Origin of the sequence: uncultured Bradyrhizobium sp. (assembly GCF_936928535.1) — a bacterium.
Classification (GTDB): domain Bacteria; phylum Pseudomonadota; class Alphaproteobacteria; order Rhizobiales; family Xanthobacteraceae; genus Bradyrhizobium.
Genome location: NZ_CAKZHY010000060.1, coordinates 39,726 through 51,929 on the forward strand (window position 1 = coordinate 39,726; position 12,204 = coordinate 51,929).

12 protein-coding genes and 1 tRNA gene are annotated in these 12,204 nt (G+C 63.3%); 8 read left to right on the plus strand and 5 right to left on the minus strand.

The window, feature by feature from the left end:
* Window positions 1–122: 122 nt before the first annotated feature.
* From Q0687_RS09580 to Q0687_RS09590, 3 genes are read right to left on the minus strand one after another with little or no spacing between them, the layout of a single operon-like run.
* On the minus strand, window positions 123–2,207 hold the full coding sequence (locus Q0687_RS09580) for an ATP-binding protein (RefSeq protein WP_298875105.1): 2,085 nt from the start codon (window positions 2,205–2,207) through the stop codon (window positions 123–125).
* Window positions 2,200–2,637: a response regulator gene (locus Q0687_RS09585; RefSeq protein ID WP_298875108.1), complete on the minus strand. Its 438-nt coding sequence runs from the start codon at window positions 2,635–2,637 to the stop codon at window positions 2,200–2,202. The genes Q0687_RS09580 and Q0687_RS09585 overlap by 8 nt, the downstream gene beginning before the upstream one ends.
* Window positions 2,638–2,688: 51 nt before the next feature.
* Window positions 2,689–3,321: a response regulator transcription factor gene (locus Q0687_RS09590; RefSeq protein WP_298875111.1), complete on the minus strand. Its 633-nt coding sequence runs from the start codon at window positions 3,319–3,321 to the stop codon at window positions 2,689–2,691.
* 406 nt (window positions 3,322–3,727) lie between these two features.
* On the opposite strand from Q0687_RS09590, the gene Q0687_RS09595 reads away from it, so the two are divergent.
* The 3 genes from Q0687_RS09595 (at window position 3,728) to Q0687_RS09605 (ending at window position 6,820) form a co-directional block, all read left to right on the plus strand.
* Entirely contained in the window at window positions 3,728–4,558 is an 831-nt protein-coding gene (locus Q0687_RS09595; RefSeq protein WP_298875114.1) for a sigma-70 family RNA polymerase sigma factor, read from the plus strand.
* 305 nt (window positions 4,559–4,863) lie between these two features.
* On the plus strand, window positions 4,864–5,793 hold the full coding sequence (locus Q0687_RS09600; RefSeq protein ID WP_298875203.1) for an AraC family transcriptional regulator: 930 nt from the start codon (window positions 4,864–4,866) through the stop codon (window positions 5,791–5,793).
* 94 nt (window positions 5,794–5,887) lie between these two features.
* The gene (locus tag Q0687_RS09605) at window positions 5,888–6,820 is read left to right on the plus strand and encodes an AraC family transcriptional regulator (RefSeq protein WP_298875116.1); all 933 of its coding nucleotides are present in this window, start codon (window positions 5,888–5,890) and stop codon (window positions 6,818–6,820) included.
* A gap of 28 nt (window positions 6,821–6,848) precedes the next feature.
* Here the strand turns inward: Q0687_RS09605 and Q0687_RS09610 are convergent, their stop codons facing one another.
* A complete protein-coding gene (locus Q0687_RS09610; RefSeq protein ID WP_298875121.1) occupies window positions 6,849–7,787 on the minus strand; it encodes a catalase in 939 nt (312 codons plus the stop codon).
* A 212-nt stretch (window positions 7,788–7,999) separates the two neighbouring features.
* Here Q0687_RS09610 and Q0687_RS09615 point away from each other — a divergent pair, with 212 nt between their 5' ends.
* The 4 genes from Q0687_RS09615 to Q0687_RS09630 all read left to right on the plus strand — a co-directional run bounded on the left by Q0687_RS09615 (window position 8,000) and on the right by Q0687_RS09630 (window position 11,176).
* Window positions 8,000–8,794: an SDR family oxidoreductase gene (locus tag Q0687_RS09615; RefSeq protein WP_298875123.1), complete on the plus strand. Its 795-nt coding sequence runs from the start codon at window positions 8,000–8,002 to the stop codon at window positions 8,792–8,794.
* A gap of 82 nt (window positions 8,795–8,876) precedes the next feature.
* Window positions 8,877–9,317, plus strand: a complete 441-nt coding sequence (locus Q0687_RS09620) for a DUF3237 family protein (protein ID WP_298875126.1) — start codon at window positions 8,877–8,879, stop codon at window positions 9,315–9,317.
* Between the two features lie 39 nt (window positions 9,318–9,356).
* Window positions 9,357–10,118, plus strand: coding sequence for an SDR family oxidoreductase (locus Q0687_RS09625; protein WP_298875129.1), 762 nt, complete (start codon window positions 9,357–9,359; stop codon window positions 10,116–10,118).
* Window positions 10,119–10,156: 38 nt separating this feature from the next.
* On the plus strand, window positions 10,157–11,176 hold the full coding sequence (locus Q0687_RS09630; protein WP_298875132.1) for an RNA polymerase subunit sigma-70: 1,020 nt from the start codon (window positions 10,157–10,159) through the stop codon (window positions 11,174–11,176).
* 236 nt (window positions 11,177–11,412) lie between these two features.
* Here the strand turns inward: Q0687_RS09630 and Q0687_RS09635 are convergent.
* Window positions 11,413–11,497 (minus strand) — tRNA-Leu (locus Q0687_RS09635).
* A gap of 160 nt (window positions 11,498–11,657) precedes the next feature.
* Between Q0687_RS09635 and Q0687_RS09640 the strand changes: the two genes are divergently transcribed.
* On the plus strand, window positions 11,658–12,200 hold the full coding sequence (locus Q0687_RS09640) for a disulfide bond formation protein B (protein ID WP_298875134.1): 543 nt from the start codon (window positions 11,658–11,660) through the stop codon (window positions 12,198–12,200).
* Window positions 12,201–12,204: the final 4 nt, after the last annotated feature.

Sequence of the window (12,204 nt, forward strand, 5' to 3'; positions counted from 1 at the left end):
GCTGTGGGTCTGGTCTCGCTGGTTTGGCGGCTAGATTCACCTGTACCTTGGGATAGGGCCGCCGGCGCCTGGGTGATCGTCCGCAACGCAGTCGAAACTCGCCGGACCACGCCATGCCCCGGTTATGGCGCTGCCGGCCCTGGATCGGGGCCGGTCATCCCCGGCACCGGGACCGTGAAGTGGAAATGGGCCCCGCCATTCGGCCGGTTTGTGCCTGCGATGCGGCCGCCATGTGCGGTGATGATCGACTGGCAGATGGTCAGCCCGATGCCGAGCCCTGCGTCCTTGGTGCTGAAGAAGCTGTCGAAGACACGCGCCAGATCCGCGGCGGGAACGCCCGGCCCGTTGTCGATGACGGAGAGGGCAACCGCCCCGTCGCTATCGATCGACGTCTCGATATCGATCCGGCGTGTCGGCCCGCGCGACTGCGCAATCGCCTGGACGCTGTTGACCAGCAGGTTGATGATCACTTGCTGCAACTGAATCCGGTCGCCCAGGACCTTGGGAAGGTCGGCGCCGAAATTCGCGGCCAGGACGATCGACTTTGAATCGATGTCATGGCGGATGAACAAGAGCGCCTCCTCGGCGACCTCGTTCAGGTCGATCAGGCGCTTCTCCGGTTCGTGCTTCGCCGCCATGCCGCGGAGCCGATGGATGATGTCGCTGGCACGACGTGCGTTCGACACGATTCGCGAGGTGAGCTGCGTGACCTTTTCCGTGTTTTGATCGGGGCGTGCCAGCCATCTGAGGCTGGTCTCGCCGTTGGTCACGATCGCCGCAAGCGGCTGGTTGATCTCGTGCGCAATCGACGTCGCGAGCTCTCCGAGCGTTGCAATGCGTCCGGCATGCGAGAAGTCGGCTTGCAGTTTTCGCAGTTGCTGTTCGGCGCTCAAGCGCTCGCTGATGTCCTGCATGGTGATGAAGGTGTTGTCCAGGTGCTCGGGAGGCACCGGATAGGTCACCGTGAACAAGACGTCGATGATCGAGCCGTCGAAGGCACGGATCCTGGTCTCCTCGATCAGGTTACGCCGGCCTTCGAAATGCGCGACCATGACACGTTCCGCAAGGCCGGGCGCGGCGGCAAAGATGTATCTGACAGGCTTGATCAGATCTGCGGGATTGCTGGCACGGAACAACGACACGGCGTCCCGGTTGACGTCGGTCACCCGCACGACGTCCTTGGCATGCTCGACGAGGTCAGGATGGCGCGCGAGATGCCCGGCGATGTCGCGTACACCGCTTGCCTTCAGCCGGTCGAAGGCTTCGCCCGCGCGACGGGAATCGACCTGCCACAGCGCGGTCGGCAGATATTGAATGAGCCTGCGGTATCGATCTTCGCTAGCCTGCAATTCCCATGACGTCCGTTCATCGCTCGTTGCGCCGTTGATCGTCACGAACACGGTGTCGGGAGGACAAGGCTCCGCCGAGTGCCAAGCCTTGACGACGGGATTGCGCAGCGCTCCGCTCAAGACCATCTTGCGTTTCTCAAGGCGCGTGCGATCGCTCGCGACACTTTCCAGCACCGCCGCGAGCAGCGAGCGACTTTCGGCCGGCCAGAATGCCGCGATCGGCTGGCCGATCATCTGCTCGTAGCCGGCATGGGCGCCGAACATGCGAACCGCGCGGTTGTTGACGGCCAGGATGCGCGTTGCAGTCAGCAGTCCGTCGACCCAATCCGGGTGCCGGTCGAAATCAATGGCGTTGCCGCCGCGTCGATGTTCGGCAATCGCATTGAGCAGGGGACGTGCGGGCGAGGTATCGAGCTCCCAGGACGCGGCAAGCGAGGATTGCAGTTCGGCGTCCATGCGCAGATACGCCGCCTGCGAGAGCGAGCCCGCGTTTTGGCCGAACTCGACGACATCGAGGAACGCGCCGGTCGCATCGCGCCTGACGATTTGCCTCACCGCCGCCACAACGTCCGTTCCGGTCAGGCCGCGCCGGCGAACGACTCCCTCCCATCGTCCCTCGCGCAGCAGCGCGTCGAAGTGATCAGTGCCGATATGGGCGAGGGAGCCTATGGTCTGGACGCGGTGTCCCACCATTGCCATGGCAGGCCATCCGTAAAGCACTTCGGAGGCAGCATTCCAGTATCTGACGACGCCGTGTTCGTCGCTTACGATGACGCTCTCGGAGGCAAGATCGGCGAGCTCCATGACATGAGGCGAAGCATGACCGCCTGGCGCCGCGCGTTGGAACAGATTACTCATCTGACGGCGTATCCTGTCGCTCGTCATCGCATGAGGGACTTGCGCGGTTCAGCGCGGATTGCAGATGGCGAAAGAGGACGTCGTCGTTGACCGGTTTCGTCAGGCAGGCAAAAGCGCCCGCGCTCAAGGCGCGCCCGCGCGTGGACGGAGACGTATCCGCGGTGATGATGATAACCGGCATTGGTGAGCCAAGTTCCCGTAGTCGTTCCTGAAGTTCGAGGCCGCTGTGGCCCGGCATACTGACGTCGGTAATCAAGCAGTCGAATTGATCGGGCACGTATTCGGCCATGAAAGCGTCCGCTCGATCGAATGTCTGGCACGCAAGTCCCAGCACGAGGAGCAACTCGGAGAGCGCTTCTCGTACCGCCTCGTCGTCATCGACGACTGCGACGAGCGGCGCTTTAGACGAACGGATCGTTCTTGCTGGCATGGCGCGATGACCATCCGCCCATTGGTCACCGGGTTGTACCTATCCTTTGGTTTAGGCTGGTTGCGTCCCTCGAAGGACCGCAGGCAGGGATTCCCACATCCGGATCAGTTCGCCGGCGGATCCGGCCTGCAGTTTCCGCATCGCATTGCCGCGATGCAGCTTGACGGTAATCTCGCTGATGCCCAGATCGAACGCGATCTGCTTGTTGAGCCGGCCTTTGACCACTTCGCGCACCACCTCGCGCTCGCGCGGGGTCAATCGCGCGTAGCGATCCGCATATTGTTTGACGCGATGAGCAGCCGCTCGTTGGGCGATGTCTTTCTCGATCGCCGCGGTGACCGCATCAAGCAGCGCCTGGTCCCTGACAGGCTTGGTCAGGAAGTCGATGGCGCCCGCTTTCATCGCCTGGACCGTCATTGCGATGTCGCCATGACCCGTCAGGAAAATGATCGGCCTTGTGTTGCCGCTCGCGACGAGATGCTGCTGTAGATCGAGACCGCTCGCGCCGGGCATACGAACGTCGAGGATCAGGCAGCCGGGTCGCTCCGCGAGATCGGCATGCAACAATTCCTGCGTTGATCCAAAGCAGCATGCATCGAGACCTACTGAGAGCAGCAGCTCGCGAAGCGCGAAGCGAACCTCTTCGTCATCGTCCACGATCAGGACGAGCGGACGGCTTGTCATATCGGCATGCACGTTCATGGGACGGCGGGGTAGAGCATGAGCACCTGCGGTTGTTTCAAGCATAACCTGGCCTCTTGATCGCTTCCTGTTCCGCGTTTTTACGGGTGGTATCGATATGCCGTGCGGCCGTCTTTCCTGAAATCGGCATGTTTTGTCTAATTCTGCGCTGTGCCATGCCGACGCACGCTTATGTGACCGAAATGCCGGCTCAAGTGACTGAAATAACTGCGGGTCTTGTCAAAACGCACGATCAAGATCGGCACGGTGCGCGGGCGCTTCCCCGATCAGTCGATCGGCTTATTCACCCTAGACCCGCAGACTAAAAGCCCGAGCCCCTGGTAGGATAGTCCGCCCGGCCTCGTGCGGCCCATCATCGTCGCCACCTCGTCAAAGAGCGGAGACGGCGATGTCGATCACCGAGGAGCAGCCACAAGCGGGCATTGCAAGGTCGCATCGACCTCGGTTGAGGGCACGCTCACCGCGCCGCGCGGTGATCCGGTCAATCGACAATCGGAAGCCGCCGCATGGCCCTTCCAGTGCCATAGGCGATGACAGGCTGGTTTACGCCGTTTGCCGGTCAGGGCCGGCTCCTTCGTGCGCAACGCGCGAACAGAAAATCGATCATCGCTTTGTGCAGGAAGATGTCAGCGACGAGATGCTGCTCAAGAATGTTGCGGGCGGCGACAAGGCCGCCATGCACATCATCTTCGCCCGTCACCGCGAAAGGGTGTCCCGATTCATCCAGCGCCTGGCCCGCAATCCGGCGGTCGTCGACGATCTCGTCAACCAGGTGTTCCTCGACGTGTGGCGTTCCGCAAGCAGGTTCGAAAACCGCGCGCGCGTCGCCACCTGGCTGCTCTCGATCGCCCGATTCAAGGCCATCAGCACGTGGCGAGAGCGAACGCACGAAGATATCGATCAAGCCGATGCGCTTGGAGTCGTCGATACCGGGGATAGGCCTGACATGGCACTGGATCGCGAGGAAACGAAGGGCATCCTGCGCGCGTGCATCGACAGGCTCTCGCCGGCGCATCGGGAGATCATCGAGCTGCTTTACTATCGCGAAAAATCTGTCGCCGAGGTCAGCGGGATGATTGGCATTCCGCAGGCCACCGTGAAAAGCAGGATCTTTTACGCACGCAAGCATCTGGCGAGAATCCTGATGGAAGCGGGTTTCGGTGCCGCGGATGCGCGAACAAGCTTCGGATGCCCGTCCCCCTATGCTGCGGGCAAATGACGTCCGTGCCTTGCTTGCCCAGCGCCGCTGTGGACGTGGAACTATTGGCGCACACCATTGGCTGGGCTGTCCGGCTTTCACAATCGCACGATGGAACCCGAGCCTTGGTCGATCAGCGGCAACGCCGTAAGAAGGCCAGATCGCATTGGAATTGCACTCAAAATCCTGAGGGCGGGATCGGATCAGGGTTCACTCGCGCAATCACTTTTTTAAAGCGGGTCTGGACGATGGCCTGCCGATTTTCGATAGTGAATCCGATTTCTGGTCGACCAACCGGTCCAACTCAAGGAAGAGGGCCGACTGACATGTCACGAGCAAGCGCCTTCGGAGAGAAGGTCAGGCAGCAGTTGCGCCTGAAGGGTGCGCCGTCCTCGCTGGTCACGCGCTCATTGCGCGGCATCGATCTCGCTGTCACCGAAACGCGAGATGACAATCCCGTGCCGGGCCCTTCCGGCTCATTGGCCGACGAGGCCTATCTCGTCAGCCTGAAACTTCACAACTATCCGGACTGCGAACTCTGGGATCACGGCAAGTCTGTCATGAAGGCGGATGTCAGAGCCGGGACGACGTATCTGTACGACCTCAGGAGCGATCCGGGCTATATCATCGACAAGCCGTTCCATTCCGTTCAGTTCTATCTGCCGCGTTCGGCCCTCGACGGCCTTGCGAAGGAATCGCACGCGCCACGTGTCGGCGATCTCGATTGTCAATTCGGCTTCGGCCATGACGACAAGGTCATGCGTCATATCGGGGCATGTCTGCTGGAAGCGCTCGCTCGCCCTGGTGAGGCCAACCAGCTTTTCATCGATCACATGATGCTGGCCTTCGCCGCGCACGTCGCCCAGGCCTATGGCGGGTTACAGAGCCTTGCCGGGCCGGCGCACGGCGGTCTCGCCCCATGGCAGGTGAAGCGAGCCTGCGAAAGGCTCGACGCGAATCTCGGCGGGACGCTGGCGTTGCAGCAGATCGCGGCGGAGTTTGATCTCTCGGTCAGCCATTTTTCGCGCGCGTTTCGCATTTCCACCGGCCTGCCGCCGCATCAATGGCTGCTGCGCCAGCGCGTCAAGGCGGCCCAGCAGTTGATGACCGTCCGCGATCTGCCGCTGTCCGAGATCGCGATCTCGGTCGGGTTCGCCAATCAGAGCCACTTCACGAAGGTGTTTTCAGCGCAAGTCGGCGCCAGTCCGGCGGCATGGCGCCGCGAAGCGCTGGGCGTCTCCGAAGGAGACATATGACGATACGCGCTGCTCTCGTGATTCCGACGATGGTCGCGGCCTTGGTTGATGATAACTCGCTTTCGGCCAACTCCACTCAAAGGGAGCGGTGCAAATGAAGTCGACGGGTTTCTACGGTCAGGCTGTGACCCGGTACTTTCATCTGGCGCAAGAACCGGCCTCGTTGATCACGCGGTCGCTGCGTCACGCCGAAATCGCCGTTACTCAGACCCGGGATGATGCACCCGTCGAAGGCGTCTCCGGCGAGATGGGCCTTCAGGATGCCAATGTCGTCACCCTGATGCTTTACGATGACCCGAATTGCGAAACCTGGGAGCACGGCAAGCAGGCGATCAAGGCCGATATCCGTGCGGGTGCAACATATCTGTACGACATGAAGAAGGATGTGCGCTACGTCATCGACAAGCCGTTCCACGCGCTCCATTTCTACTTACCGCGCTCGGCGCTCGACAGCATCGCTGAGCAGTCCGGCGCATCGCGCGTTGGTGAGCTGTTCGCTCAACTTGGCGTCGGTCATGACGACCCGGTCATGCGTCATATCGGCGGGGTGTTCCTGCAAGCGCTGCGCCGGCCGGCTGAGACCAACCAGCTCTTCGTCGACTCCATGATGCTCGCATTTACCACGCATGCCGCGCAGACCTATGGCGGAATGAGGTCGGGCGTCAAAGTGTCGAGGGGCGGTCTCGCCCCATGGCAGCTGAAGCGGGTCTACGAAAAGCTCGACGCCGATCTCGGCGGAACACTTTCGTTGCAGCAGGTTGCCGCCGAATTCGGTCTCTCGGTCAGCTATTTTTCGCGCGCGTTTCGCGTCTCGACCGGGTTGCCGCCGCACCAGTGGCTGCTGCGCCAGCGCGTCAAGGCGGCGAAGCAGTTGATGACCGTGAACGACCTGCCGCTGTCCGAGATTGCGATCGCCGTCGGATTCGCCAACCAGAGCCACTTTACGAAGGTGTTTTCGGCGCAGGTCGGAGCGAGTCCCGCAACATGGCGTCGCGGATCACTGGGCATCAAGGAAAACGAGGGCTGATCCGGAGCATACCACGCGTATCCCCCCATCAACGACGCTTCGCCAGCGAGAGCGCATAGGCGGCGCTGCGCGCGGCAAAGATCTCGTCGGGCGGATGGGCAATGCCTTCGGCGAGATTTGCCGGATCGAAGCTGGAGGCATCGCACGTTTCGTCCGGCTCGAGGCCAGTGATCACGATCGTTCCCAGCCGAACCTCTTCGCGATTGTCCTCGTCGGGCCATCGGATGGTCACATCGGTGGTGGGATCGCCGGGGCGATCGAGCAGCGCCATCACGCTGAAGCGGACGTCGCCGCTGGTGATCCGATGTTCGAGATCATCGTCCAGGATGTTCGCCGTAACGTCGCTCTTTGCGGGCGCCACGTCCGCGCCGACGGGGGCGAGCTTGAATTTGATGAACCGTGTTTCGCCGGCCAAATTCGTCGCTGGAAATGAATGCACGCCCCAATAGGTCGTGCCGGAAAAATTCCGGGGCAGTGGATGCGCGGCGATGTAACTGGCCTGGTGCAGCGTTTCGGGATTGGCCGCGGAGAATGCCTTGATCCGTTCGCGATCCGGATTGCCGTCCGGTCCCGGACTGCGTGCCTTGAGGAAAGCGAGCATCTGGTCGAGCGTCTTCGCAAAATGCACCGGAGCGCTCTGCGCGAGAATGTCGGAGCGGTGGTGACGATCTCCAAGCCGGAAGCCGAAGCCGCGTAGCGCGAGGTTGTCGGCATCCGCGCCATTGGCATCGCTGCTGTCGACCGAGAAGCGCGCCAGCACGCGTGAGGGCTTTGTGAAGCTGAGGGATCTCGTGATTTCCTCGGCCCGGTCCGATGGGACGTAGGTTCCGCGGACGCATCTGCCCTTGGCGAAGTTCGCGCGACCCTTTGGCGGATCGCCGGCGGCGGCTTTCAGCGCGTCGACGATCGCTGCGATCGTGGCGGCGGCAGATTGGGGTATTGGCAACTCTAGGATCGGCACCGCCATGATCTAGCGGTTCTGTCAGCGCATGACTCCAGAGCAATTGCTGCGATTGCAGCGCGATTGCTGTTAACGCCGACAGGGGAGCGCGCCGCCCCCCGCGGCCCCGCACATTTTTCGCCGACGCCGATGAGTCTATGGGGTGCGGCGGGTCTCTAGGAGTGATGGCGGCGGCCGACCGGCCCTCCGCACCGAACCCGAGATCAAAAGGACCCGTCATGCTTCTCGAAAACAAGACAGCGTTAATCTACGGCGCCGGCGGGGCCATCGGCGGCGCCGTGGCGCGGACCTTCGCCCGCGAAGGGGCCAGGGTCTTCCTCTCCGGCCGCACGCTCGGCAAGGTCGAGCGCGTGGCCAGCGAGATCGTCGCGGCAGGCGGAACAGCAGCGGCCTTTCAGGTTGACGCCCTGGACGAAGAGGCCGTGGAAAGCCACGTGGCCGCAGTCTTCAAGGCCGGCGGACGGTTAGACGTGTCTTTCAACGCCATCACGCCGATCCCACAGCCAGGAACCCAGGGAATTCCGATTGCCCAGCTGTCAGTCGACAGCTTCACCGCACCGATCAATGCCTATATGCGGTCGCATTTCCTGACGGCGCGGGCGGCGGCACGCCGGATGGCCGAGCAAGGCGCCGGTGTGCTGCTGATGCACACCCCTGAACCGGCGCGGCTCGGAGCAGCCCTGGTCGGAGGGATGGGCCCCGCCTGGGCCGCGATGGAAGCCTTCAACCGCAACCTGTCCGCCGAATTCGGCGCGAGGGGCGTCCGCGCGATCTGCCTGCGCTCGACTGGCATGCCGGAGACGGAGACAATTGACGTCGTCTTCGGGTTGCATGCCGACGCGATGGGAATCCCTCGCGAGCAGTTCCTGGGCTTCATCGAAAGCCTGACGCATCGCAAGCGCTCGAGCAAGGTCTCCGAGGTGGCGGAAACGGCTGCCTTCCTGGCCTCCGATCGCGGCAGCGGCATGACCGGAACTGTAGCCAACCTGACCGGTGGGTTGATCGTCGACTGAGGCGCTGTGCTGCCGGCGGCCTCGCCTGGCCGCATCTGACCAGCGAGGCCCGTTCTTTGTGATGACACGAAAGAGAGAAGCCATGAGCTCCGAAAAGATCTTCGAATACGACCTCGACATCATGGGTGTGATTGAATACGGCGCGAACATGCAGGCCGTGTTGGCCGGCCAAGAAAGTGTGCCGCTGCACGGCGCTCAATTCGACGTCACCCTTGCGGGATCGATCAAAGGCCGTTTGACGGGAACGATACGTGGCATCGACTATTTGCGTGTCCGTGCGGACGGGCGCAGAGAGCTCGATCTCCGGGCGACGATCGAGACCGACGATGGAAGTCGGATTGCGTTGTCCGCCGCCGGCGTCGGGACCCCGCGCGACGGTGAGCCGATCGTCGACCTGGCCGTGAAGATCGATCTCACCACGGCTGCCGCGGCCTATGCCTGGGTCAACGCACGACCGGCATGGGGCGCGGGCCACGCGAACCTCGCCACCGGCAAGATCCACATCGACGCCTATCTGCACTGACGCTCTACACCAACAGCAATTTCTGAGGAGGTTTGAGCCATGTTGTCGGAAAACGGACTGCTGCAGGGCAAGCGGGTGATCGTGCTTGGCGCCAGCCGCGGCCTCGGCCGGGCGATCGTGCGGCGGGCTTCGGACGAAGGTGCGCAGGTTCTAGCGGTCGCTCGGCAGGCGCGCGGTCTTTCCGAGCTCGCCAAGGAAATGCGCGGCGTCGACACGCTGGCGCTGGACGCCGCCTCGGAAGCCGCCCCTCGGAAGGTCTTCGGCAAGACAAGGCCGGATCTGCTGGTGATCTGCGGCGGGGCCACTCCGCCGGTCCGTCCGATTCCCGAGCTCACCTGGGCTGAATTCGGCGTGAACTGGGAAGTCGACACAAAGATGGCCTTTCTGTTCTGCCGAGAGGCGCTCAGATCGCCGCTTGCGCCCGGCTCGGTCGTCGTGATCATCTCCAGCGGGGCCGGCCTCGGCGGGTCGCCGATCTCGGGCGGCTACGCTGGCGCCAAGCGCATGCAGATGTTCATCGCCAAATACTGTCAGGCCGAATCCGATCGCCGCGAGCTCGGTATACGTTTCGTCGCGCTCGTCCCCTCCCGCGTCATGCCGGAGACGGACCTCGGGCAGGCCGCTGTGAACGGCTACGCCCGCTACCTCGGCATTCCCCAGGAGAAATTCCTCGAGAACATGGGCGCGCGGCAATCGCCTGAAGATGTTGCCGAGGCGGTCCTGCAAGCCGCGGTCAAGCCGCCGGCCGCGGCAGGCGCGATCTTCACCGTTTCGGCCGATGGCGTTGCCGCGGCAAGCTGAGGCAAGAGCGGGACTGCAATAAATTCGATGGTGTCGCCATGAGAGACAACGCGCCGGTCGGTTCTTCAAACGCAGCGCCGCCGAGCCGGGCGGACTTCACCCGCGTGGCCGAAGCGCATCGCCGCGCGCTCAAGCTGCATTGCTATCGGATGCTGGGATCCCTTCACGAGGCCGAGGACGCGGTCCAGGAGACCATGCTGCGGGCTTGGCGGGGCTTCGACGACTTCGAGGCGCGCGCCTCGATCAAGAACTGGCTCTACCGGATCGCGACAAACGTGGCCCTCAACACGGCGAGCCGTTCGAATCACCGCCGGACCATGCCCGACCAGTTGGATGGCCCGTCGATCCAGAGGCCACAGGGACGGCCGGATTCAGAAGCGCAGTGGATCGAGCCCTATCCGGACGCCGAGCTCGAGAGCCTGCCGGATCCCGCCGCAGGGCCGGACGTCCGCTACGAGCTGCGCGAGTCCGTCCGTTTCGCGTTCATCACAGCGATCCAGCAACTGCCTGCGCGTCAGCGCGCCGTGCTGCTGCTGGCCGACGTCCTGGGCTGGTCAGCGATCGAGGTTGCCGCCGTGCTCGACGCCTCGGTGGCCTCGGTGAACAGCGCCCTGCAACGCGCCCGGGCCAGGCTGGCCACGCTCGATGGGGACGCCCGACAGGCTCCGATCGCCGATGATCAACAGCGAAGCCTGCTGAAGCGCTACGTGCAAGCCTGGGAAAGCGCTGACCTCGAGAGGTTCGTCTCGCTGCTGAAGGAAGACGCGGTCTATTCGATGCCTCCCTGGCGAGAGTGGTATCGGGGCCGCACCTCGATCGCGGATTTCTTCCGGGCCGTCTGGCCTGCTTATCGCGGCTTCAGGCTTGTCTCTGTCGGTGCAAATCTGCAGCCCGCGTTCGCCCTCTACTCCCTTGGCGCAGAAGGGTGCTGGAACGCCCACTCCATCCAGCTGTTGGCGCTGGACGAGAGCGGGATCGGAGCAATGACCATGTTCATGCAGCCGCTCGCCCAGAAGCTCTTCACTGCGTTCCGACTTCCGGCGGTGCTGGAGCCTTGAAAGGCTGACTGCGAGCGCTCTGCTCAAATCCATCGTTCGGAATCGAAGTAGTTCGGCGACCGTGAATCTTTGCGCGTGTCGTCAACGAAACGCGGAAAGTCCGGAATCGAGCCGATGGATTTAAGTGTTGATTTTATTGGTGTGTTTGTCAGTCCGTCTTCGCCACGAGGCTTCGCCGGACACCTCGCCCGTTGGCCACGCATGGCTGCGCCACGCGAAGCCCAACGGGCGAAGCGTGGTGCCCCTGGCCGGAATCGAACCAGCACTCCTTGCGGAACTCGATTTTGAGTCGAGCGCGTCTACCAGTTCCGCCACAGGGGCCCTCGGTCGGCCCCTCCGGAAGGAGGGCGTCGCGAAGCCGGCGGACTATAGCCATGGGAAAGACGGGGTCAACCCGCGCCAAAGTGATCCCCGCCGTTCTCGACAGGGACCTGGGCCGGGGTTAGAGCCTTAAACCGAAGCTCCTGCCGGAGAGACCGCCGTGACGACCCAGAGTGCCGCAATACCTGCGTTTCGCCCCGCTGTCGGTGGCCCCGCGCTGACCGCCTCGCTGGCCGTCACCCTGATCGCGGCAGCGACGATCGCGGGCGCCTGGTTCTTCCAGCTGGTGCTGGAGATCCTGCCCTGTCCGCTCTGCCTCGAGCAGCGCTATGCCTATTATCTCGCGATCCCGCTCGGCCTGCTCACGGTGCTCGCCGCGCGGAGCGGCGCGCCGCGGCCGCTGCTGCTGGCAGGGCTGGCGATCCTCACTTTGGCGGCGCTCGCCAATGCGGGCCTCGGCACCTACCATTCCGGCGTCGAATGGGGGTTCTGGAAGGGGCCGACCGATTGCTCCGGCCCGGTCGTCAACCTCGGCAGTGCCGGCGATCTGTTGTCCCGGCTCGACACCGTCAAGGTGGTGCGCTGCGACGAGGTGCAGTGGCGCTTCCTCGGTCTCTCGCTCGCCGGCTACAACGTTCTGATCTCGCTGCTGATGGCCGCGATCGCCGCCTGGGGCTTTGTGCGGACTGCGCAGCGAGCATGATCCG

Excerpts from the sequence above, each read along its gene's own strand:
- Q0687_RS09580 (WP_298875105.1), bottom strand. The coding sequence starts at position 2,207 with ATGAGTAATCTGTTCCAACGCGCGGCGCCAGGCGGTCATGCTTCGCCT.
- Q0687_RS09585 (WP_298875108.1), bottom strand. The coding sequence starts at position 2,637 with ATGCCAGCAAGAACGATCCGTTCGTCTAAAGCGCCGCTCGTCGCAGTC.
- Q0687_RS09590 (WP_298875111.1), bottom strand. The coding sequence starts at position 3,321 with ATGACAAGCCGTCCGCTCGTCCTGATCGTGGACGATGACGAAGAGGTT.
- Q0687_RS09595 (WP_298875114.1), top strand. The coding sequence starts at position 3,728 with ATGTCGATCACCGAGGAGCAGCCACAAGCGGGCATTGCAAGGTCGCAT.
- Q0687_RS09600 (WP_298875203.1), top strand. The coding sequence starts at position 4,864 with ATGTCACGAGCAAGCGCCTTCGGAGAGAAGGTCAGGCAGCAGTTGCGC.
- Q0687_RS09605 (WP_298875116.1), top strand. The coding sequence starts at position 5,888 with ATGAAGTCGACGGGTTTCTACGGTCAGGCTGTGACCCGGTACTTTCAT.
- Q0687_RS09610 (WP_298875121.1), bottom strand. The coding sequence starts at position 7,787 with ATGGCGGTGCCGATCCTAGAGTTGCCAATACCCCAATCTGCCGCCGCC.
- Q0687_RS09615 (WP_298875123.1), top strand. The coding sequence starts at position 8,000 with ATGCTTCTCGAAAACAAGACAGCGTTAATCTACGGCGCCGGCGGGGCC.
- Q0687_RS09620 (WP_298875126.1), top strand. The coding sequence starts at position 8,877 with ATGAGCTCCGAAAAGATCTTCGAATACGACCTCGACATCATGGGTGTG.
- Q0687_RS09625 (WP_298875129.1), top strand. The coding sequence starts at position 9,357 with ATGTTGTCGGAAAACGGACTGCTGCAGGGCAAGCGGGTGATCGTGCTT.
- Q0687_RS09630 (WP_298875132.1), top strand. The coding sequence starts at position 10,157 with ATGAGAGACAACGCGCCGGTCGGTTCTTCAAACGCAGCGCCGCCGAGC.